19 protein-coding genes are annotated in these 23,857 nt (G+C 47.4%); 8 read left to right on the top strand and 11 right to left on the bottom strand.

The genetic code is table 11. From position 1 onward, the window contains the following. Positions 1-8 precede the first annotated feature (8 nt). Complete coding sequence (gene ribD / locus ACFS25_RS07150) at positions 9-1,130, bottom strand: bifunctional diaminohydroxyphosphoribosylaminopyrimidine deaminase/5-amino-6-(5-phosphoribosylamino)uracil reductase RibD (protein ID WP_381498013.1); 1,122 nt, start codon at positions 1,128-1,130, stop codon at positions 9-11. A gap of 173 nt (positions 1,131-1,303) precedes the next feature. Here ribD and prmC point away from each other — a divergent pair, with 173 nt between their 5' ends. From prmC to msrB, 3 genes are all read left to right on the top strand, one after another. Then, complete coding sequence (prmC, locus tag ACFS25_RS07145; protein WP_381500777.1) at positions 1,304-2,152, top strand: peptide chain release factor N(5)-glutamine methyltransferase; 849 nt, start codon at positions 1,304-1,306, stop codon at positions 2,150-2,152. Between the two features lie 95 nt (positions 2,153-2,247). Further along, entirely contained in the window at positions 2,248-3,225 is a 978-nt protein-coding gene (locus tag ACFS25_RS07140; RefSeq protein WP_381498011.1) for an AAA family ATPase, read from the top strand. A gap of 64 nt (positions 3,226-3,289) precedes the next feature. Then, positions 3,290-3,799 (top strand): peptide-methionine (R)-S-oxide reductase MsrB, encoded by a 510-nt coding sequence (msrB, locus tag ACFS25_RS07135; protein ID WP_381498009.1) that lies wholly within the window; start codon positions 3,290-3,292, stop codon positions 3,797-3,799. Between the two features lie 92 nt (positions 3,800-3,891). Here the strand turns inward: msrB and ACFS25_RS07130 are convergent, their stop codons facing one another. From ACFS25_RS07130 to ACFS25_RS07090, 9 genes are all read right to left on the bottom strand, one after another. Continuing rightward, positions 3,892-5,424: an MBOAT family O-acyltransferase gene (locus ACFS25_RS07130; RefSeq protein WP_381498008.1), complete on the bottom strand. Its 1,533-nt coding sequence runs from the start codon at positions 5,422-5,424 to the stop codon at positions 3,892-3,894. A gap of 123 nt (positions 5,425-5,547) precedes the next feature. After that, positions 5,548-6,522 (bottom strand): glycosyltransferase, encoded by a 975-nt coding sequence (locus ACFS25_RS07125; protein WP_381498006.1) that lies wholly within the window; start codon positions 6,520-6,522, stop codon positions 5,548-5,550. 29 nt (positions 6,523-6,551) lie between these two features. Beyond that, positions 6,552-7,550: a glycosyltransferase family 2 protein gene (locus tag ACFS25_RS07120; RefSeq protein ID WP_381498004.1), complete on the bottom strand. Its 999-nt coding sequence runs from the start codon at positions 7,548-7,550 to the stop codon at positions 6,552-6,554. Positions 7,551-7,667: 117 nt separating this feature from the next. Then, positions 7,668-9,353: a hypothetical protein gene (locus tag ACFS25_RS07115; protein WP_381498001.1), complete on the bottom strand. Its 1,686-nt coding sequence runs from the start codon at positions 9,351-9,353 to the stop codon at positions 7,668-7,670. Continuing rightward, positions 9,350-10,087 carry a dolichyl-phosphate beta-glucosyltransferase gene (locus ACFS25_RS07110; protein WP_381497999.1) on the bottom strand — a complete coding sequence of 246 codons (738 nt, stop codon included), beginning with the start codon at positions 10,085-10,087 and terminating at the stop codon, positions 9,350-9,352. Before ACFS25_RS07110 ends, ACFS25_RS07115 begins: the two co-directional genes overlap by 4 nt. Positions 10,088-10,097: 10 nt before the next feature. Continuing rightward, positions 10,098-11,531: a DUF6056 family protein gene (locus ACFS25_RS07105; RefSeq protein WP_381497997.1), complete on the bottom strand. Its 1,434-nt coding sequence runs from the start codon at positions 11,529-11,531 to the stop codon at positions 10,098-10,100. A gap of 59 nt (positions 11,532-11,590) precedes the next feature. Then, positions 11,591-12,538: a DMT family transporter gene (locus ACFS25_RS07100; RefSeq protein ID WP_381497995.1), complete on the bottom strand. Its 948-nt coding sequence runs from the start codon at positions 12,536-12,538 to the stop codon at positions 11,591-11,593. A gap of 90 nt (positions 12,539-12,628) precedes the next feature. Next, entirely contained in the window at positions 12,629-13,705 is a 1,077-nt protein-coding gene (locus ACFS25_RS07095) for an LptF/LptG family permease (RefSeq protein WP_381497993.1), read from the bottom strand. A gap of 82 nt (positions 13,706-13,787) precedes the next feature. Then, positions 13,788-14,441: a metal-dependent transcriptional regulator gene (locus ACFS25_RS07090; protein WP_381497991.1), complete on the bottom strand. Its 654-nt coding sequence runs from the start codon at positions 14,439-14,441 to the stop codon at positions 13,788-13,790. A gap of 242 nt (positions 14,442-14,683) precedes the next feature. Here ACFS25_RS07090 and ACFS25_RS07085 point away from each other — a divergent pair, with 242 nt between their 5' ends. The 4 genes from ACFS25_RS07085 (at position 14,684) to ACFS25_RS07070 (ending at position 21,328) form a co-directional block, all read left to right on the top strand. Then, positions 14,684-16,018, top strand: a complete 1,335-nt coding sequence (locus ACFS25_RS07085; RefSeq protein ID WP_381497989.1) for an Nramp family divalent metal transporter — start codon at positions 14,684-14,686, stop codon at positions 16,016-16,018. 324 nt (positions 16,019-16,342) lie between these two features. After that, positions 16,343-17,800 (top strand): M20 family peptidase, encoded by a 1,458-nt coding sequence (locus ACFS25_RS07080; RefSeq protein ID WP_381497987.1) that lies wholly within the window; start codon positions 16,343-16,345, stop codon positions 17,798-17,800. A gap of 510 nt (positions 17,801-18,310) precedes the next feature. After that, positions 18,311-20,263: a KUP/HAK/KT family potassium transporter gene (locus tag ACFS25_RS07075; RefSeq protein ID WP_381497985.1), complete on the top strand. Its 1,953-nt coding sequence runs from the start codon at positions 18,311-18,313 to the stop codon at positions 20,261-20,263. Positions 20,264-20,266: 3 nt separating this feature from the next. Next, positions 20,267-21,328 carry an NAD-dependent epimerase/dehydratase family protein gene (locus ACFS25_RS07070; RefSeq protein ID WP_381497983.1) on the top strand — a complete coding sequence of 354 codons (1,062 nt, stop codon included), beginning with the start codon at positions 20,267-20,269 and terminating at the stop codon, positions 21,326-21,328. A 1-nt stretch (position 21,329) separates the two neighbouring features. On the opposite strand, the gene ACFS25_RS07065 is transcribed toward ACFS25_RS07070, so the two are convergent. Further along, positions 21,330-21,620, bottom strand: coding sequence for a hypothetical protein (locus ACFS25_RS07065; RefSeq protein WP_381497981.1), 291 nt, complete (start codon positions 21,618-21,620; stop codon positions 21,330-21,332). A gap of 371 nt (positions 21,621-21,991) precedes the next feature. On the opposite strand from ACFS25_RS07065, the gene ACFS25_RS07060 reads away from it, so the two are divergent. Then, positions 21,992-23,749 (top strand): phospho-sugar mutase, encoded by a 1,758-nt coding sequence (locus tag ACFS25_RS07060; RefSeq protein ID WP_381497979.1) that lies wholly within the window; start codon positions 21,992-21,994, stop codon positions 23,747-23,749. Positions 23,750-23,857 lie beyond the last annotated feature (108 nt).

Below are 23,857 nucleotides of genomic sequence, written 5' to 3'. Positions count from 1 at the left end.
GCCCCGGTTTAATTTCCGGGGCTGTTTTTATATATCGTCAACTCATCCTCTCCCACTTTCTCCCGGCTAATCAAATTGCCCCGTACTGCGGGAGCCTTTATCGCATCGGCCAACCGTCCTCCACCCAGCATTGTCGGACTGCGAAACACACGCATTTCATCCCACAGGCCAGCTTCCATAAACGATTTCAACAAGGTTGTACCGCCTTCCACCAGCACAGACTGAATCCTGCGTTGGTGCAAGTCCTGCATTAAGTGAACGAGTAACGGTCCTGCATCTTGCGGAGCAAATGAGTAACTAACATTGTGCCGCTCTGGTACGAAACTTAACGGGCGTTGATGATAAACGATGGTTGGCTGGGAGCCATCGAATAAATTCAACGTTTGATCCAGCGAAAGTTGATTATCAATAACAATGCGCGTTGGATTTTTATTAAAACCGGTCTGGAGTGGCCCGGCCTGGATTGGCCACAGACGGGTATTTAGTCGCGGATTATCCAGACGAGCCGTGTTGGTCCCGACCATAATTGCATCTTCCTCGCTACGCCAGCGATGAACCAGACGGTGCGCCAGTTCACCACTTATTTTGACTGGCGTTCCCTGCTCACCCGCAATAAATCCGTCGGCAGTTTCGGCCCATTTCAGAATGATATATGGTCTTTTACGCTCAAAAAAAGTAAAGAATCTGGCGTTAAGGTCACGACCCTGCTCGGCCATAACACCCGTTCCAACGGTAATACCAGCGGCTCGTAATTTCGCAAACCCCTGCCCTGCCACCAACGGATTGGGATCATCATTGCAGCAGATAACCCGCTTCACCCGGTTTTCGATGAGCAAATCGGCACAGGGGGGCGTTTTACCCCAGTGCGAACAGGGCTCAAGTGTAACATAAACCGTTGATTCGGTTAGCAAGTGAGCATCCTCAGGCCGTACTGAGCGAATAGCATTAACTTCGGCATGCCAGTCGCCGTAACGCTGGTGCCAGCCCTCGCCAATAATGCGCGGTTCAGCATTCGGCTCATCGCTTTCGGGACCATGAATAATTACACAGCCAACCATCGGGTTAGGGCTAACATGACCCCGACCAAGGCTAGCCAGTTCGAGAGCACGCAGCATGAAACGTTCATTCATCACAATCGGGACGCTATTTACGAGTTTTGATGTATGGCGTATCACGTTCGGTTTGGGTAGTTGAAGTCAAGATTTACCTCAAACCAGCCTAAACCGGACATGGAACGCTACAAATCCCGGCGGGAACCGCCTAAACTTTCCTATTTTTGACAAAATTACTCGACCCGAACAAAATGGCGACTGCCAAACCTCTATACGAACGACTCAGCAAAAATATTACGGCTTACCCGCCCGAAGAAGCAAGGGAAATGGCGTTTATGCTGATCGACCACTATTTCGGTCTGCGCAAAACCGATGTACTCACCGATAAACCGCTACCACCAAACCGTACCGAACCCGACTGGTTTAAGATTCTGGAACGATTAAACCGGCAGGAACCCATTCAGCACGTTATTGGCACGACGATTTTTTGTGGTTTAGAGTTCGAAGTATCGCCTGATGTCTTGATTCCCCGGCCTGAAACCGAAGATTTAGTACGGCTTATTATGCATGACTTTGCCGACCGCACCGATGATGTGCCTATTCTGGACATCGGTACGGGTAGTGGCTGCATCGCCATTACCCTGGCTCGATTCTTACCCCAGTCGGTTGTGACGGCTTGGGATGTTTCGACGGAGGCTCTTGCGTTGGCGCAGCATAACAATGAAAACCTTAACGCTGACGTTAAATTTGAGATTCAGGATATCCTTAACGTGCCGACCGATTTTAGCCGTCGTTTCGATTGTGTAGTCAGTAACCCCCCTTACGTAACCCGCTCAGAAGCAGCCGACATGCATCGGAATGTGCTGGATTACGAACCTGGTCTGGCGCTGTTTGTGGAAGACAACGACCCATTGGTTTTTTATAAAGCGGTTGCCGATTTCTGCGTTCGGCACCTCACCAAAGATGGCGCTTGCTACGTTGAAATCAACGAACGTTTCGGCGAGGCTACTCGTCAAGTATTCGCCGAACGGGGATTTACCAAGATTCACGTATATAAAGACATTCACGGCAAAGACCGAAGTATTCGGATAACGTTTTAACAAAGTGGTAAGTCAGTAAGTGATAAGTAGCTGACGCAAGTGGATTAACGCTGTATCAGGCACTAATTGCTGACTTACGACCTACACCTTATTTTATGCAATCAACTACCTCGTTCACTTACCATACTAAAATCCGCGAAGTATTCAGCGAGATGAGCCAGGTCGTAGTTGGGCAAGACCGATTGCTCAACCGATTGCTCATCGGGCTGTTTACCGGCGGACATATTTTACTCGAAGGGGTTCCAGGTTTAGCCAAAACACTGACAATTAATACGCTGGCAAAAGTACTGGAACTGGATTTCCAGCGAATTCAATTCACGCCAGATTTGTTACCAGCCGACTTGATTGGGACGATGATTTTCAATCAGAAAACTGCCGAGTTCGAGGTGAAACAGGGACCTATTTTCGCCAACCTGATTCTGGCCGATGAAGTCAACCGTTCGCCCGCAAAAGTGCAGGCTGCCCTGCTCGAAGCGATGCAGGAAAAGCAGGTAACTATTGGCGAAGAAACCTTTGTGCTTGACCGGCCATTCCTGGTAATGGCTACCCAAAATCCTGTGGAGCAGGAAGGTACCTACCCGCTTCCCGAAGCTCAGGTAGACCGGTTTATGATGAAGGTATTTGTGGATTACCTGAACAAAGAAGAGGAACTGGAAGTGATGCGCCGGATGTCGAACATGAATTTCGATTATGAGGTGCAGCCCGTATTGGGGAAGGTGGAACTGGCGGCTATTCGCGACGAAATTAATGGTATCACTATTTCGGAAACGCTCGAGCGCTACATTATTGAGTTAGTGTTTGCCACGCGCCGGCCTATGGAGTACAATCTCCGCGACGAAGCTCGCTACATTCAATACGGTGTGTCGCCCCGCGCCAGTATCAACCTGAACTTGGCAGCAAAAGCCCTCGCCTACTTCGACCGTCGTGATTACGTCCTGCCAGAAGACATTAAGGAAGTGGCACCAGATGTGTTTAACCACCGCATTATGCTCAACTACGAAGCAGAAGCCGATGGCGTAACGACCTTGCAGGTGATTGATTCGATTTTGCGTAAAGTAGCCATCGGACGCTAAGATTTGGTGAACGGTAGACTGCCTGTTTGGTGTTTTATGTAAAAGCTTCTTTGGGCCTTTACAGATGCAACAGAACAAGATTTTCATACTATTAGCGGTACTACTAATTGGCGGCCTGTGGCTTTACCGCACTTACCTTGCTACGCCCAGACCACCGCACCAACGTCCTCTTGATGCGACATCGCCTGGTAACCGCCGAGTTGAAAAGAGCGATGCCGATTGGCAAAAACTATTAACGCGATCTCAATACAACATTATCCGCGAAAGTGGCACCGAATGGCCCAATAGTAGCGACCTGACCCACGAACACCGACTGGGTACGTATACCTGCGTGGGCTGTCACAATCCACTTTTTCGCTCTGAAACCAAGTTTGATTCACACACGGGATGGCCTAGTTTCTACGCGCCCATCGTTCCAAATGCGATTTATACTGAATCCGACGGCAACCGAGCCGAGGTTCGCTGTTCCGTTTGCGATGCGCATCTCGGCCACGTTTTCAACGACGGTTCTGAACCAACCGGCCTGCGCTACTGCATGAACGGTGTAGCGTTAACATTTGCACAGATAAAGTAAGGTTTGCTCTAATTTCAGACTGTTAATACACTACCTATTTGCAATCCGCGAATTGCAAATAGGTAGTGTATTACTATCAACTTAATCTCAGATCAGAACTGAAAATAGATGAACTGATTTGAGGAGAAGACGCCAAATAAATAGGTCGCAAATGTAATTACCACGAACAACACAGCGAAGCGGGTGGTATGACGAGTTGGAATGGTGAGGTAGAATTGTTCTTTCAGCAAGAGAAACGCAATAAGCCCAACACTGAACCACATCTCTACCGAATTCATTGGGCTATCGATATGGTCGCTGATTGATAAGGTTGCAATCCGCTGTAGAATCAGGAACGCATCGCCAAGGTTGTGGGCGCGAAAAAATACCCATGTCAGCATAATCAAGATAAACGTAATCAACACGTTAACCGTCACGCGTATGGGTGATTTACGACTTTGGGCATCATGAACCGGCGACGTTACCAGACTCGGTGGCGTACTCGAAAAGCCCATTCGTGCCAGCAGTTTATCGCGCAGAACGGCCAGAATTTGATAGAGGCCATTTAGTCCGCCCCAAATTACATACGTCCAGTTTGGTCCGTGCCAGAGACCACTGGCTAAAAAGACAATCAGCATATTCAGATATTGCCGAAACTCTCCTTTGCGATTGCCCCCAAGCGGAATGTACAAGTAATCGCGGAACCAGGTTGAGAGTGAAATATGCCAGCGTCGCCAGAATTCCGAAATCGACTGGGCAATGTAAGGCGTTCGAAAGTTTTCCATGAGCGTGAAGCCCATAACCCGCGAAGCCCCAATAGCCACATCGGAATAGCCCGAAAAGTCGCAGTAAATCTGGAAAGTGTAAAAAAATGTTGCCGCCAGTAACGTCAGGCCGTTTTGTTGGGATGGGTCGGCGTAGGCATGGTCAACGAGCATCGCCAGCCGGTCGGCAATAACGAGTTTCTTGAATAGTCCGAAAGCCATTTGCATTAGCCCCGCCTTTACATTCTCGACATCGTATTTGAAGTAGTCGTGAAACTGCCAGAGTACGTTTTGTGGCCGCTCAATTGGGCCCGCCACCAATTGCGGATAGAACATCACATAGAGCGCGTAGATCCCGAAATGTTTCTCCGCTTTCTGATTACCCCGATACACTTCAATCGTATAGCTCATGGCCTGAAACGTGTGAAATGACAGGCCAATGGGCAGAATGCTCATGTTGTTTTTATAGGACGAAATACCACTTTGCCCGAACACATGCAACACTTTCACAAACACTCGGTTCACCTGCTCGGTAACGGTTGTAGCAATATGTGGCATATCCAGCGCACCGAATAAGCTGGCAATATTTTCGGTGAAGAAGCCGAGGTATTTGAAAAAGGCCAGAATACCCAGGTTGGAAATCAGCGATAGAATCAATAGCCATCGTCGTGCTTTTCCACTCGATTTCTCAATCCAGATTCCGGCGATGTAATCAATGACAATAGTAAGAAAGAGAATAACAATATACGCTGGCTGGAAAACCATGTAGAAGTAGCAACTGGCTACCAACAATAGCATCCATCGCCCCTGCCACTTCAGGCTGAAGTAGCTAAGCGTAACGACAATAAAAAACAGTAAAAACTGTAGTGAATTAAAAAGCATTAGTACGTTGTAAGTGGCAGGCAGTAAATGGCAAGTTAATAAGTGTTACGTGACTGATAAGAAGCAAGCTGTCTTTTCAATTTTTCCCATCGCCAACTTACTATATATAAACGTAGCACTCCACTAGTATACCTTCTCGACCTTTTCGACAAAATCCTGAAATTGCCGCGCTGGAATAAACTGGGGCTGCGTTCGGTAGGACAGGACAATGAAAACTAACAGCAACGAAATCAGGAAAGCCTGTAGAATAACAATCAGGAATGAAAAGACTAAGTAGCTGGCCCATCCCGGCACGGCAGTATCGGTAAACAAGCGAAGGGCCACTACCACGCCAATACCAAACACCGACGCCACCACCATCATAACGCAGAAAAGGGCCAGCCGAACGGCGGTCGTGTCCATCAGTACCGACACCGCACTAAGCCCATGCAACACTAAGGAAACAAAGTTCATTTTGGATTCACCTGCCAACCGACGCCCACGTTCCAATGGTACAGCCGTGTAAGGCAATCGCGATCGAATGACTCCGCCGGGGTAGTTATTCCAGATTTCGGAAACGTGCGCCAGCTTGCGTAATTGCCTGGCGGGAATAAGGCTGAAGTTACCAAACGTAATTACCTTACCCGTTAGCAATCGGAATACAGTTTTGTAAACCTCGTAGAACAGCCGAAACAGCAAGCCTTCGTGCCGTTTGGCGCGGTGGGCAAACACAACGCAACCGGGGTTGGCGGCTCCCGTTTGCAAAAGCTGTACAATATCTTCGGGTCGGTCTTCGCCGTCAGAATCCATTACAATAGTTGGGTATTGATCGGGTAATGAAGCCAAATAAGACAGGCCGAGGGCAATGGCTTTCTGGTGCCCAACATTTCGAAACAGGCGCAACACCGACAGTGACTGTCCGATGCTGGCAGGCAACGTTTCATAGTTTGTCGACGAGCAATCGTCTACAATCAGAAAGGCCAACCGGCTGGTTAGAATGGGGTCATTTACCGCCTGAATACGTTCCAATAATAGTCCGAGAGCCTGCCAGTCATTAAATAAAGGAATAACAATATTGATGCGGTCAGGAAAGGCGGTTAAGATTTTATCTAATGCCATCAGGGTTTGTGACAATGAATAGTAGGTTGTTAGGTGGTGGGCTGAGAGGCAGGAAATGATATATCGGCACTGTGGCCCGGCAAAGGCTGACGTTGCTGCTGCCGAATAACCTCCCGAATTACATAAAGTGGGCGTCCTTTGGCCTGAAAAAATATGCGCAAGACGTATTCGCCAATCAGCCCCAGGGCAATCAGTTGTACACCACTAAAAAGTACAATGACGAACAGCAGGGCCGTAAATCCCTGTGGCACATCATGATAAACAAACCGTTTAATTAGCGTCTGAATGAGGTAAATGGCGGCTATACTAATCGTGACCATACCCATTCGCGTAATAATTTTGACTGGATATTCGCTGAAGTTAAAAATGCCGTTGTAGGCTAAGCGTTGCAGCATACCGAACGAGTATTTAGACTCCCCATCCAGGCGGGCATCCCGTTCGTACTCGACACCAATCTGGCGGAAGCCAATCCAGCTTCGCATTCCCCGAATAAATCGACTTTCTTCGGGCATTTGCTTCAATATATCGGCTACCCGGCGGCTAATAAGCGAAAAATCACCACTATCTAACGGCAAATCGACATAAGAAATCGACCGAATCAACCGATAGAATAAAGAATAGGCCATGCGTTTAAACAAGCTTTCTTTACGCTTCTTGCGCACGGCATACACGACATCGTAGCCTTCCTGATATTTCTGATAAAACTCCGTTAATAATTCGGGTGGGTCCTGCAAATCACCGTCAATGATAAACAACGCTTCGGTTCCACAAGCCGACGCAATACCAGCGGTGAGCGCAATCTGATGCCCATAATTGCGCGACAGAAATATGCATTGATAGCGCCTGTCGGTCAGGGCTAGCTGCTGCATTAGTACAGCCGTATTATCGCGACTTCCATCATCAATCAGAACTACTTCGATGGTCAGGGGCGACTTATCCATTACGGCATTCAACCGGGTAATGAGACGAGGCAACGACTCGGTTTCGTTATATAACGGAGCGATAATAGAAATCTGTGGATTCGACAAAACAGTTGTAATTGGTCAGTGGCAGACTTGGCAAAAGTAAACCTTTTCATTCTAAAACAGGCCAATCCTTTATCGTACAGTCCAACCAGGCCAGTTACGATTCAGGAAACAACCACTTTACTGCACCTCAACAAACTGGTTCGTAAACTGAACTTCGCTGTGTTCCGGGTACGTGCGAAACCAACCCAATTGGTAATGGCCCGCCTGAATCATAAATTTTGGCATGGCGGCTGAGAAGCCGGGAGATACCTGCCAGGGGTTATGGCCCAGAGGACGATTTTTATTGGCAAACATCAAATAGGTATAGCGGTTCGATCTCATAATCAGGTACGTACCCTTGTTTAAACCGGGGCTATACGCAGATTCATCACTGCTCACGACTACATAATCAGGCTTTTGGAGAACATTCAATGGTTTAGTAAGCAGGGGCGTCGGAACAGGGCCAAGTAGTTTTTTCTCGTCGGGCGTGATCGTCGGGTTCGGCAAGTTATACCAGTTTTGCTTGTGCATCAGAGTTGTTAAGTCCGAGATATAACGGGCCAACTCGGTATTACGACTACCACCAAGCCCAACATCACTGTGTACCTGATTAAAAACCATTCCCTGTAAGTGTTTTCGTCGTTCTATGGCTTCGGGCAGATAAGTCAGGTAGGTTATCACATTGACCCCTAGAAAGAGTAGCCAGACCACCGGCCAAAGCTGCGTTCGTCTCTTATCGGACAGTTGATTGTAGAGCAAAATGCAAGCTACTGCCCACAGTACCAGCGCGTATGTTCGATAGGAACTGTGCAGTACCATCCCGAAATAAAACCGAATTCGGAACAGGGCAATCAAGCCGATGTTAGCCAGTAAGAACAGCACCACACCAAAAATAAACGCATCAAAAAAAGAGGTGTTCTTTTTCGTTTGAAACAGGGTTCTTACCAACCAGTAACCTAGGCTAACCACGATAATCAAGCCACCAACAAATGGCAGATAAACCCGATTTCCGACCGGAAGCGTCGGGAAAAAGTCGAATACGCTACCCGCAAAAATCAGAAATCCGGCAACAATCTGTCCGGGATGCGCCAGTACATAGGCAAACCCATCGGCATTACCCTGCTGCACCGGGTAGCCCAAAAAGTAGAGATAACCGCCCAAAGCGCCGACAACCAGCCAAATACCCAATGCCAGCCACCGTCGCTGGAGAAGCAACATGCCCGCTCCGGCAGGCCACAGCAACAAACCGTTACCCATACTGAACGTACTCAGTAAACCTAAGCCTACTGCAAGACCAAAATTGAGCGGCTTATTGGTCGCTAATACGAAGAACGTAAGCATCACCAGACCAATAATAGCCAAGTATTGGAGTGTGTAAATCGCGGTGAAAGTGAGCAGGTAATTTTGTGCCGTAAAAAGCAACAGAGGCACCGGCAACAAGCCGATCAGGGCTTGCGTTGAACGTTTCTCCTGACTGCGCAGTACCCGATAAAGAAGGAAGAAAATTAGCACTAAAGCCATATTCCCCCAGAGCATAAGGTTGGCAAAGTTCAGCCCACCCGTCAGAAAATATTGGCATAGCACCACCAGCCGGGCATAGACAACCCGGTGTTCGTTATTGGGCCGTACTAACGCAGTTATGCGCTCACTAAACGAATGAGCATTCAGGAAACGGTCCAGAAAGTACGGAATATTTTCGTACTCATCGAACCAGGGAATGTTGTAGCGCAGTGCGAAAAAGTAAATAAAGAAACCCGCAATAGGCAACAGCAAAAAAGCCAGCGTTAGTGGAGGAAACGACAATAGCCGGTATAGTCGAGTCATACATTTTTATATTTTTGTTGTATTCGGTATAGTTCATACCACATTTTGAAAACATAGCCTGAACTGATGCGCGAATCGCTTTGCTCAATCCACTGTCGCAAGGGATATTCGGCAATGTGCTCTAATACATCCGGTCGACCGTATTGCCGGATAAGTCGGGCCAGCAACTCCACATCGAACAGCCACGGGCTAATGAACGGCTCTTGGAACAAGGCAACGACACGATCACGGCGGAATAGTTTGGCCCCACATTGTGAATCGTAAACGGGAAGTTTCAGGATGTTGCTAATTATAGTTGCAATTATCCGGCCAACGTAGTGCCGAAACGGGTCGCGTTTAATTTCGACACCCAAAAACTTAATGCGCGACCCCATTACCAAATCGAGAGCCGGGTTAGCCTCCAGAACAGTGGTTAAATCAGCAATGGCTCCCAGTGGCGTGGCCAAGTCAGCATCCAGAAAACCCAAATAATTGAATGATTTATCGGCGCAATGCAGCATACCCGCCCGTACGGCTCCGGCTTTACCCTGATTTTGATCTAAAATTAAAACCTCAATTCGGTTTGGATACTGCGCCTGCATTGCTTTCAACACTGTCTGAGTATCGTCAGTGCTGCCATCGTCTACAAAACAAAAATGCACATTTTCGCCCTGCTGCATATACGATAGAAACACATTGACCGGGAGCCGAGTGGCTTCGTTATAACACGGAATAATGATGCAGACAGAGGACATACAGCCTTTACTAATTGGCGGTGGCGGTGAGGGTAGAATCAAGAACGAGTACTTTATGGCCATAATAACCCGATTGGCAACGGTTCCACCAGTGGGTACGGTCGGGCTTAATGTCTTCAACGAATAAAGTGGGCGGATATACACTAATAGGCCGTAAACGAACGGTATCAGCCGATGTCATTAGTTGGCGATGGCGCTCCGTCATCTCGCGGTCATAGGTAGCTGCATGACCACTTAACCAATCTGTATAGAGTTGATTAATAGACTTGCTAAATACGATACTACCAAGTAGCCAAATACCCGTTAGTAACCATACCGGTGCGGGCCACTTTTGAACAAGTGTCAGGCTACGCCCTCGCCGGTCCAGCCAACCAACCCAAACGGTCAGCACATAGAACCAGCCCAGGGCAAAGAAAACAAACAGAATGTTCATGGTTCGGGCGAAAGGAGGAATACCCAAACCGTAATAGGATGGAAAAATTGTGGCGGCCAATAACCCCAGATAGACAATGGTTAGTAAGCCAGCCGGGAGCAAAAACAACTCGCGCACAGAACTACCATGTCGAACCAGCCGCCGGGCTACGGGTATAAAAAGTAGCGAAAAGGGTATAATGGGCGTCTTAATAAGCCACTCAGCCATAGACCGGGCCAGCCAGAAAAATGATAATCCTACAGACTTAACTAATTCGCCAGCCTTCGCCTGGTTACTACCCATTCGAATGGCGTTGCCCGGTGCCCGAAACAACAACCAAGCCGATACCAGCGCCACCAGTACCAACCAGATCAGCAGAGGGTCGAAGCGACGAAGAAATACCAGTCGGTAACCCACAATAGTCAGTAACAATAAAATTAAGAGGATCAGGTTCGTTTCGCCGGAGCCAACACTGGCAAATACAAGAAAGCCAGCCCATAAAGCCGTTATCCATTTCATCGGGCCCGCCTGTAGTCGATACCACCGGATAATGACGGCCAGCAAGTAAATAGTCAGTATAGTTGGAACAGTGTACGTGGCGATAGCGGCTGTCCAGAAAAATGCTTCGACCGTACTTTGCAGGGCGATCACAACCAGGAAAAATAGCACACCCGTCGCTACTAAACGACTTTTTAGCGACTCACCCCGTAAAAATTCACTGGCTAATGCATAGATGGAGCCAGCCAGGGCTGTAGCCATCAGGGCCGGAATAAACCGGTATCCATCATACCAACCCCACACCAGCGGACTACCATGAACCAGCATATTGGAAAAATAGCGCCCTGTCCATCCGTCGTAATAAAATTTCTGGGCCTGCCAGAATCCATACCGCACGGCTGTATCGGCAAAGCAATAATCGTCGGCAGCCGATGGATGATTGTGAAGGGACAGCAGCAACAATGGCACGTAAGCCAGTAAAAACAAGAGGATAACGATTACGGTCGCCAACCGGTCAATAAGCGGATGTTTCATGCAAAAAATCGTACGGAAGTAAATCAGGCCCTTACTTTTGCCCTCTATCCTGTTTTTTATTAATGTAAATCTATCTCCAGATCGCCCCCGGTGGGTGTAGTTGACGTAGGTTTTTGTCGGTTCAGGAATGGATAAGACAGTACGGCTACCAGAATGACAAGTGTCCCCACATAAAACCCCGATGTCATATGTTCGGTATCACCAAAAATTAGCACTGCCAGTGCGATTCCATACACCGGCTCCAAATTTACGGTTAATATGGCCAGGTAAGGCGAAAACTTTCTCAACAACCGGACTCCAACTGTGTACGCATAAACGGTGCAAATCATCGACAGCACCAGCAACCAGAACCATTGCATGGGCGAATCGGGTACATATTGCACCGTAGAATTCGCTTCGAGTGGATCAGCCATCCGGACTATAATCCACAGGACGAGTGCAGCCAGCCCAGCACCAATCATTTCATAAAACGAGATGACCAATGCATCATATCGGTGCGTAAAGCGACTGTTGATAATCGTAAATAGTGATGATAACATAGCCGAACCTACGGCAACTGCAAGCCCCACAACTTTATCGAACTCAAACCGGAAAATCACATAAAGGCCAGCCATGACAACCGCGCCCAGGGCTACCTCAATGGGACGCACCCGACGACGTAGCACAAGCGGTTCCAACACACTCGCCCAAAGCGAACTGGTAGCCATACCAGCCAAACAAACCGAAACGTTGGACAACCGGGCCGCCAAAAAGAATAAGACCCAATGCAAGCCAATTAGCCCGCCCGTAGCCAGCAACCCCCATCGATCAGCTGACGAAACCTGTATGTTCTGCCTGCGGATTAGTAACACGATAGTTACGCCTAAAACGGCCAGCAGTGTGCGAAATAAAACCACTGCCGACGAGTCGAGTGGTTCCAGCAGTTTACCCAGAATAGCCGTAAACCCCCAAATCAGAACAATGAAATGAAGTTGAAAGTAGTCGGTTGAGGAAGGCTTGTGAACCATGAAGGACGGATTAATAGTGATGCGTGATAAAGAAAAAATGATACCAGATTGGTGAACATTCATTCTTTATCATGCACCACTCTTTACAACTTACCTCGGAATGGTATTGTACAAGAGCACTCCAATAGCCGCAAAAATAGCGTTTGGCAACCAGACCGCCACTATTGGATTGAGGTTACCCGATTCGGCGATGCCTTTTGCCAACATAAAAAATAAGAGATAGGTAAAGGCCAGAAAGAAACCCAGTGCTACTTGCCAGCCCACCCCCCGGCGACTCTTGCGGGCCGACATGATTACGCCAATGACGGTTAGAATGATAATGGCAAATGGCCGGGTATCACGGCTGTATTTTTCGAGCAGATAAGTCTCTACACCGTCGGCACCACGACTTTGTAATAGCTCAATTCGCTTATTGAGTTCGGGGCGGGTGAGCGTTTCGTAAAGGTTAAAATTAGAGCCAAAATCGTCGGGTTTCAGATTCAGCGTTGTGTCGATGCGAACGCCGGGCGTAAGCGTCTCCTTTAAGCCGTTGATGGTGCGTATCTTATAATTATAGATCGTCCACTTCTTCTTTTTAGCGTCCCACTCAATATGGTCAGCAGAAAGTTTTTGCTTGAGTTGGTTGCCCTCCACGCGCTCCATCGTAAACTTATACCCGGTGTTGCTCTGGTTATTGTAGCTCTCCAGATAGGCATAGGTACTCGGGGCAATTTTCAAATGTACATTTCGTCCGGAGTATGTATAGGCGTCGTTAATGTACTTTATCTCAAACGCAATCCGGGTTTTGTTAGCCTTCGGAATTATATAGTTAACCATGAAATAGGTGGCTACAGCCAACACCGATGCACCCAGTATATACGGAAACAACAACCGGACAAAACTAACACCACTGCTCAGAATGGCAATAATTTCGGTTCGGGCCGCCAACCGTGATGTTAGAAATACCGTAGCAATAAAGACCATCAACGGACTAATATAATTGGCCCAGTACGGAATAAAATTGAGGTAATAATCAAACAGAATTGCGTTGGCGGGGGCATGAGTTTTATGAAAATTATCCACCTTTTCGGTGTAATCAATCATAACCACTACAAGTACAATGACCAGCACGACGAAGATGTAGGTTTGAAGGAAGCGTTTGAGAATATAGCCGTCTAATAGTTTCATTTTTTATGATGTCGGTTCCTTAAAAACTGGCCTACTGAGCCGTTTCGCACAGCGGTTTCTTAAAACCGACGGCGCGTTATTATTAGTTTACCAACAAATTTTTGGCAACCTCATAGCTGATAAAAATAGTGCGACCGGTTTCAATCTGCACCAGCACCGACTTATCGAAGGCATTGATCTCGTTGACCGTTACAATACAGCCGAGGGTTAAATTCGAGTGATTGAGGTGTTTCAAAAATTCAGTCGAGTGTTCCAGCACCGCCATCAGGCAAACGCCTTCCCCAGCCGTCACCTCTGACAGTTTCCGATAGCCCATTTCGGGCATTTGTCCGGCGGGCGTAGGAATTGGATCGCCGTGCGGATCAAATTGAGGATGACCCAGATACGTATCTAAACGGGTCACCAACTCTTCTGAACGAATGTGTTCCAATTCTTCCGCAATTTCATGGACCTCATCCCAACCAAAACCGAGTTTCTGAACCAGAAAGACCTCCCAAAGCCGATGCCGCCGAATAATTTGCAAGGCCAGCCGTTCGCCCTCTTCCGTTAGGCGGACACCCTGATATTTTTTATAATGAATCAACTGTTTGTCAGCCAGTTTCCGAAGCATATCCGTTACTGACGCGGCCTTTGTCGATGTCATTTCGGCCAGGGCATTCGTACTGACTTCACCCTGCTGACGATTAGCGAGGTAATAAATGGTCTTCAGGTAATTTTCTTCAGTGAACGAGTGCATGAAGTTGGTGGCTGCTTATTCAGAACAGTTGAATAAACTAAAACAGTTTGCCGGCAAAGGTAGTTTTTATGTTAAACTTTCTAAAAATTTAGACTAATCTAAATTTTTATTTCAACAATACTTATCTTTGATACGTTATATGATTACTTACCTGATTTCGGGTTTGTCAGTAAGTATCCAAATCTGGATTAATTTATTTTCAAACAACGCTGTCGTGAGTAGTTAACGTACAATAATAAAAAATGGAAGCAACGAATACGTCGATGAAAGGCTGGCGTCAGGAGAATAATACAAACTCCCTGGCCGACGTACATAGTTCAGTGCACGTGCCTACGGGTGGGGGCTTTTTCAAGACGCTACGCGCCTACGCTGGTCCCGGTATGATGGTTGCGGTGGGCTATATGGACCCCGGAAACTGGGCCACCGATATTGCGGGCGGTGCACGATACGGTTATAGACTGTTATCTGTAGTACTGATTTCCAATCTGTTCGCTATTCTACTTCAGCATTTATCTCTAAAACTCGGTATCGCTACCGGTCGTGATCTCGCCCAGGCTTGCCGCGATCATTTTAGCCGACCAACTGCTATCGGTTTGTGGCTTCTGGCCGAAATTGCCATTGCTGCCACCGACCTAGCCGAAGTCATTGGTTCTGCTATTGCACTCAATCTGCTGTTTGGCCTGCCTCTCACCATAGGTATTCTCCTTACGGCCTTAGATGTGTTACTGCTTTTATACTTACAGAACAAAGGATTTCAGCTACTTGAACGGGTTGTCGCCAGCCTTATTTTCCTGATTGTGGGTTGTTTTGGCTATGAACTGCTGGTGTCTAAGCCCGACATTGCCAGCGTTGTAGCTGGATTGGTGCCGCGTACCGAAGTCGTAACCAATCCGGGCATGCTGTATATTGCTATCGGGATATTAGGTGCTACGGTTATGCCGCACAACTTGTATCTGCACTCTAGTATTGTACAAACCCGCGATTTTGGACGTAATGATATTGGTCGCAAATCAGCTATTAAGTTTGCCACCATCGACTCAACAGTTTCCTTGTTTCTGGCATTTTTCATCAATGCGGCCATTCTCATTTTGTCGGCGTCGGCGTTTCACTTTTCGGGTAATCAACAAATTGCCGACATTACCGATGCCCATCGTCTGCTCGACCCAATTCTAGGTGTCAAGATGGCCGGTATTCTGTTTGCAGTAGCCTTGCTGGCGTCGGGCCAAAACTCCACTTTAACGGGTACACTGGCAGGCCAGATTGTGATGGAAGGCTTTGTAAACCTGCGTGTTAAGCCCTGGTTACGTCGGCTTATTACGCGCTTAGTAGCCATCGTTCCGGCTCTGGTGGTGGCTATTCTTTACGGAGAACATGGCACCAGCGAATTACTCGTTTTCAGTCAGGTTATCCTGTCGTTGCAACTTAGTTTTGCGGTAGTCCCCTTAGTCTTATTCACGAATGATAAAGCTAAAATGGGCCGTTTTGCTAATCCGGGTTGGATGCGGGTGTTATCGTGGTTTGTGACATGGCTTATAATCGTTTTGAATGGCTATTTATTGTGGGATACCTTGACCTAAACGCAGAACAATAAAGAGTGCAGATAATAATTTCATCGTCCTGTAACTCGACGATTTACGGTGAGCAATAGAACGCTGTATTAATATAATCTTGACACAGGCAGCGTTCTCAACCGCAGAAGTCCGTTTATAAACTACTTACATTTAGTATTTTTCCTGCATTAGATAGCTCAAATAGCTCTCATTTATACTCCATTTTACTGTTTCAGCCAAATAATATTGCATACTGACGAATAATGGCGATTTTGGACACCGTTATAACGCACATAGGCAGACTCCTATGCCTCGTTACTTCTCTACGTCAATATCTCTGTATACTTTCTCATGCGATCATTTTTGCGAATCATTGGCTTTCTACTTGTTTTACTAGTTGTCGTCTTACTCGTTAATACGTTCCGGCTGACATCACACCAATTAACGAATGTACCAGCAGCCGCACCGATCGTCGTACCCGATTCATCTATTCAACGGCTTGCCGGAGCCATTCGAATTTCTACTGTTTCGTACACCGATGCTGCCTTAACGGATACGACACAGTTTGACAAGTTCCTCACCTACATACGGGCAACATATCCGCTTATTCACCAACACCTGAAACAAGAGACCTTCAACCAGTATAGTCTGCTCTACGAATGGAAAGGACGAAACCCGGCCCTAAAACCGATTATGCTGATGGCTCATTACGATGTTGTTCCGGTCATTCAGGGAACGCAAGGCATGTGGAAACGTCCACCTTTTGGGGGTATCATTGAGGACGGATACCTATACGGACGGGGCACACTTGACGACAAAATGGGCATGATAGGCGTGTTAGAGTCGGTCGAGTATTTGTTACGCACCAACTTTCAACCGGAACGAACCTTACTGCTGGCCTTTGGACAGGACGAAGAAACATCGGGGCAAGGTGCTCAAGCTATTGCCGCTGCGCTGAAAAAACGAGGAGTGTCAATCGACTATATTCTGGACGAGGGCGGAGTTATCAAAACCGACGGTGTTTCCGGTATCAAAAAGCCAGTGGCTCTCATCGGCATTAGCGAAAAAGGATACCTAAGCCTGGAACTTACGGCAATTGGCAAAGGTGGGCACTCCTCAATGCCCCCCGAACAAACAAGCATCGGTATGGTAGCTGAAGCAGTTAGTAAACTGGAACACAACCCTTTTCCGGCCCGTTTAAATGGTGGCGTCGATCACTTATTAGATTACCTCGCATCAGAAGTTCCATTTGGACAGCGAGTCGTTTTGGCCAACCAATGGCTATTTGCACCGGTCATCAAACGGATAATGTCCCAGACAAAATCGACTAATGCGTCTCTCCGTACTACAACGGCACCCACTATTTTTAAGTCCGGGGCTAAAGACAATGTGCTCCCAATTGATGCACTGGCTACGGTCAACTTTCGGTTGCTACCGGGCGATACGGTTGACGGAGTTATTGAGCGGGTAAAACAAGTCATTGACAACGATAGCATTACCGTCAGTATTTTGGGTAAAGGGAATGACCCCGTACCCTTATCAGATCCTGAAGCACCCGCTTTTCAAACAATTCACCAGACGATCAAGAGTATTTTTCCCGACGTAGCGGTGGCTCCTTATGTTATGCTCGGGGCTACAGATTCTAAGTTTTATTCAGCGCTCACACCGGCTACGTATCGGTTTTCGCCCTTGCCCCTGAATGATGCCGAAACGCAAGGTGTTCATGGTACAAATGAGCGCATACGTGTGAAGGATTACCAGAATATGATCCGGTTTTACGTAGCCCTTATTCAAAATAGCCAGAAATAGTAGGTTAATTTATTGAGATTTAACTATCCCACGTAGATAAAGTTGCTGCGATATAAAAGCTACACTGTTAAAGAGATGGCTCGTTAACGAAACGAGCCATCTACCAAACACACCTAATTAAACAAAACCCGAACAGATTATATGAGCGGCCCCAATACATACGGGCTAAGCGATACTTTGGTTTCCGTCAATCAACAATACACATCCCTTCCCCCTGACTAAATCGACTTTGCGGGCAATGATCAGCCAGTAAAGTTTGTCAATGTCAACTATAAGGACATTTTGCGCTCATTATTTTACTATAAGCTGGCAGCATGTATCTTAGTAATACTAAGTTGTAGCAAGCTATTTCCCGTGATTGGAGTTCTATCTGGTACCAGCTATAGGCTCGCTCTGAGCACTCCTTATATCATGTAACTTTCGGTTAACTTAGCATTAATGAAGCTAAACATCGGTTATCTTTGCGCCGTTTTGACCCGCTCGTAATGCAAGAAGGTGTAAGCCTATTTTATGGAAGATAAGAAACATATAGACACCGTTTCGGCTGCCGGTCTACTGGTGGCAATGGGCATCATCTACGGCGATATTGGTACGTCGCCCTTGTACACGCTCCGGGCTATTATTGGTTCCGAAAATATAATTCGGGCCGATGTAGTGCGTGGAGCCCTCTCCTGCGTTCTCTGGACGCTGACACTACAAACGACGGTTAAATATGTCATCCTGATCCTGCGAGCCGACAACCGGGGTGAGGGCGGCATATTTGCGCTTTATGCACTGGTTAGGCGGCATGCCCGCTGGCTCACGCTCCCCGCCATTATTGGTGGTGCCGCTCTGCTGGCCGATGGTATAATTACACCACCCATTTCGGTTTCGTCGGCAGTGGAGGGGCTAAGGCTACTTTACCCGGCCATTACCCATCTACAAATTATTGAAATCGTTATCGCGATTTTAACGATTCTCTTTCTGATTCAAGCTTTCGGGACCAATGTAATCGGTACAGCCTTTGGCCCTATTATGCTCGTCTGGTTCGTGATGCTGGGCACGCTCGGTGCCATTCAGATTGCACACGCTCCGGGTATTTTGGCGGCCATTAATCCGTATTACGCCTGGTGGTTATTAGTCGAGTATCCGGGTGGTTTTTGGCTTTTAGGTTCGGTTTTTCTGTGTACAACCGGTGCCGAAGCTCTGTATTCCGACATGGGCCACTGCGGTCGGTCCAACATTCGGGTGAGCTGGATATTTGTCAAATCATGTCTGGTACTCAATTACTTCGGTCAGGGTGCCTGGCTTGTGAGCATGCAGGGACAAGTACTGAAAGACCGGATTCCGTTCTATGCCATCATGCCCCCCTGGTTCCTAACCATAGGCATTGTCATTGCAACAGCCGCTGCGGTTATTGCCAGTCAAGCGCTTATTACTGGGTCTTTCACGCTTATCAGTGAGGCCATCCGCCTGAATTTCTGGCCTAAAGTTCTACTACGATACCCAAGCCTTCAGAAAGGACAGCTCTATGTACCGAGCGTTAATATGTTGCTCTGGGCAGGCTGCGTGGGCATAGTACTTTACTTTCGGGAGTCATCAAATATGGATGCGGCCTACGGTCTGGCCATTACCCTGACAATGCTGATGACAACCCTGTTGTTTTCGTACTACCTCTATACGCATAAGTATCAGGCGTGGTGGGTAGTGTTATTTCTGGTTGTTTACTTGGGTATCGAAGGCTCGTTTTTAGTCGCTAATCTGATCAAATTCCCACACGGCGGCTGGGTATCGGTACTCATCGGCTCTACCATTGCCGGAATTATGTACATCTGGCTCCAGGCATTCCAGATCAAACTTCGCCTGACAGAATATGTCCGAATTGATCAGTATACGCAGGCTATTAAAGAACTCAGCCGCGACATAAGTATTCCGAAATACGCCACGCACATTGTGTTTATGAGCAATGCAGCCCGGCAGTCAGAAATTGAGTCAAAAATCATTTATTCCATCTTCCAGAAGCGCCCGAAACGAGCCGACATTTATTGGTTCGTTCACGTCGATACAACCGATGACCCTTATACGATGGAGTATAAAGTGAATACCATTGCTCCCGACGATGCCTATAAAGTGACGTTTAAATTAGGCTTTCGGGTTGAGCAACGTATCAACCTGTTCTTTCGGAAGGTGATCGAAGACATGGTTAAAAACAAAGAAGTGGATATTACGAGCCGCTACGAATCACTTAGCCGACAGAATGTTATCGGCGATTTTCGCTTCGTTGTGCTGGAAAAATTTCTGTCGTTTGAAAACGAATTACCCGCCCGCGAACGGTTTATTATGAATTTATATTTTACCATTAAAGGGTTTACTACGCCCGAAGATCGCTGGTTCGGCCTGGACAGTAGTTCGGTTAAAATCGAGAAAGTACCATTGGTTATCCGCCCGGTCGAAAACGTCCAGCTCAAACGCATTACAACTTAACGTATGAAAATTCTCATTACTGGCGGAGCCGGGTTTGTTGGCTCATCGCTGGCTATTTCGTTGAAACAGAATTATCCTACTTACCAGATCTTTGCACTCGATAACCTTAAACGTCGTGGATCAGAATTAAGCCTGGCTCGGTTGAAAGCAACCGGTATTGAATTTCTGCACGGCGACATTCGGAATAAAGAAGATTTTGACGCCCTGCCTGCCGTAGACACTGTCATCGAAGCATCAGCAGAACCATCGGTGTTAGCCGGTCTGGATGGTACGCCCGATTACCTCATAAATACCAACCTGTTTGGCACTGTCAACTGCCTAAACTACGCCTTAAAGCACAAAGCCAGCTTCATTTTCCTGTCAACGAGTCGGGTTTATCCAATTAAAACCCTCGAAACGCTCAATTTCGACGAAACAGATACACGCTTTGTCCTAACCGATAATCAACCTGTGCCAGGTGTTTCATCGCGGGGTATTGCCGAGGATTTTCCCCTTACTGGGGCACGATCGCTCTACGGCACAACCAAACTAGCGTCGGAACTCCTGATTCAGGAATACAATGAGTTTTACGGTTTGCGAACAGTCATTAATCGATGTGGAGTTATTACGGGTCCGTGGCAGATGGGTAAGGTCGATCAGGGCGTTATGGTTCTCTGGATTGCCAAACACTATTTTGAACAGCAGCTTGCCTACATCGGCTACGGCGGTACGGGTAAACAAACCCGCGACATGCTCCATATTTCCGACCTCTGCCGGTTGATTGACTGGCAGTTACATAATCTTGGCGATGTAAACGGCGAGATTATGAATGCGGGCGGGGGCCTGGAAAGTAGCGCGTCGTTGCAGGAATTGACCCAAATCTGTCAGGAAGTAACCGGCAAGACTATCCCGATCAAACAAGTTACCGAAAATCGAACCGCCGACATCCGGCTCTACATCACTGACAACACGAACGTAACGGCGCGTACCGGATGGAAACCTGAACTCGGCATCCGTGAGATCGTGACCGATATTCACCACTGGCTCAATGAAAACCGGGTTGCTCTGGAGCCGATTCTAAAATAATCTACCTGTTTTTTCGAATAAGTATCTGCCCCAATTCCCACCGGAGTTGGGGTTTTTTCAGGGATTTACCAATCCAGTCAACCAACTGGCTTAACTCATGTTCGGCTACCACTGGAAATGCAAAAGGCTGTTGGTGGACGGACCAGACCACCGTGAATGAATAAAATATTTGGGGGAACCGTACAGCCGAACACCGTTTAACCCAATGGCTGGTGGGATTGATAAGGTTGCGGGTCTTGCCGGTTCGTTTGATCAAAAACGCACCTGATTCTACCCTACAGGTTTGGTTCACGAAGGGGGAATTGTAATTTTGGCGGAGAAATTAAATCAGCTTTCTTCGATACGTACCCGTTCGTCTAGTTGATTAAAGGGCATCTGCAATGCGTCCCTGTTGTTGAAGTTATTCTCATATCTTGCCAAAACCATTTCGTTTAGTTGACAACCAGTATTTTAACCAGTTTAGAATCTTAAACGAAGTCATTGCATCATAACCGAATTGATAAGATAAGAGTGTTTGATGAGCTAATTGCTGAGTCACTTATGCAGGAAAAACAATGATTCTATGCAACTTAGCGCGTCACTAGTTCATCAATGCGCTGTTTTCATTACAAATTATAAACGTCTGACTTAAATAAACCAAATTCAAATCAGTACCCTTAACCAATGGAAATAACCCTAGACTCTCCTACCCAGCAACGTGTTGATAAATGGCTTAGTGGCAACTACGATGCCGCTACTAAAGAATCGATTCAACACCTGATTGATTCCGGCAACACGACCGAATTAAACGACTCGTTCTACCGCGACCTGGAATTTGGCACCGGTGGCCTGCGGGGGGTTTTGGGCGTGGGCTCGAACCGCATGAACCGCTATACCGTTGGAGCCGCTACGCAGGGACTTTCCAACTACATTAACGCAGCCTTTCCGGGCGAAGATATTAGCGTTGCCATTGCCCATGACAGCCGCCGGATGAGCCCGGAGTTTGCGCGTCTGGTTGCCGATATTTTTTCGGCTAATGGCATTAAGGTGTACCTTTTTAGCGACCTGCGCCCAACGCCCGAACTATCATTTGCCATTCGTCAGTTGGGTTGTCAGAGCGGTATTGTCGTTACGGCTTCGCACAACCCACCGGAATATAACGGCTATAAGGTTTACTGGAACGATGGTGGGCAGGTGGTTGCTCCGCACGACAAAGCTATTATCGACGAGGTGAATAAAATCACCTCTATTGACGACATCAAGTTTGAAGGCGTTCCTGAGCGAATTCAGCTGATTGACGAAGAAATTGACGCGCCCTATGTGGAGCGGGTAAAGTCGAATGCGGTCAACCCGGATGTTATCAAACGCCAGGCCGACCTGAATATCGTTTACACACCCATTCATGGAACGGGTATTACGCTCGTGCCCCGTGTACTCGATGCGTTAGGCTTCACCAACGTTCATATTGTTGAGCAACAGGCTGTTCCAGATGGTAATTTCCCAACAGTGAAATCGCCAAACCCCGAAGAACGGGCGGCTATGCAGTTGGCGCTTGATCTGGCCAATTCGCTCAATGCCGACCTGATTATGGCCACCGACCCCGATGCTGACCGTGTCGGCGCGGGTGCCCGCAATCACCACGGCGAATTTGAGTTGCTCAACGGCAACCAGATGGCCAGCCTGATTATTTATTACCTGCTCAATGCCTGGAAAGACGCGGGCAAACTGACCGGCAAGGAGTTTGTAGCTAAGACCATCGTTACAACCGACCTTATCGATCAGATGTGCAAACGGTATGGTGTAACCTGCTACAACACGCTAACAGGCTTCAAATACATTGCTGAAGTTATTCGTGAACTCGAAGGTAAAGAACAGTTCATTGCCGGGGGCGAAGAAAGCTATGGGTACTTGATCGGCGATTTTGTGCGCGATAAAGACGCTATTGCCTCCTGCGCCATTATTGCCGAACTGACCGCCTATGCTAAAGATCAGGGTAAAAGCCTGTTCGATATGCTGATGGCCATGTATCAGGAAAATGGTTTCTATTACGAATCGCTGGTTTCACTAACGAAAAAAGGAAAAGCTGGAGCTGAAGAAATTCAGCAAATGATGGCCGATTTCCGGGCCAATCCGCCTAAATCAATCGCCGGATCGCCGGTGGTTCGGGTTGACGATTACAAAGAATTAACGCGTCTAGACGCACAAAGTGGCCAGATATCAGCGATTGAAGCGGGAAAAATGGGTATCGAATCGTCGAACGTGCTTCAATTTTTCACTGCCGATGACACAAAAGTATCAGCACGACCATCGGGTACAGAGCCGAAAATAAAGTTTTACGTTAGCGTTCGTGAGCCGCTCGAAAGCAAAGAAGCCTTTGACGACACCTACGCTCAGTTAAAAGCGAAAGTACAGCGTGTGATTGATGAATTACAACTGACCTAAGAAACGCAGGCAATCTTGTCCAAAATAGACCGCAAGGAAACGCTGATGTAGAATTCGGGCTATAATTAATTTGGTCAACATCAGCAAGTAAGTGGGTAATTGGTAAGT

It is taken from the genome of Spirosoma flavum (assembly GCF_042686045.1).
Taxonomy (GTDB): Bacteria; Bacteroidota; Bacteroidia; order Cytophagales; family Spirosomataceae; genus Spirosoma; species Spirosoma flavum.
Note: the sequence above shows the minus strand (reverse complement) of the source record. Positions and strands in the feature narration are given on the sequence as shown.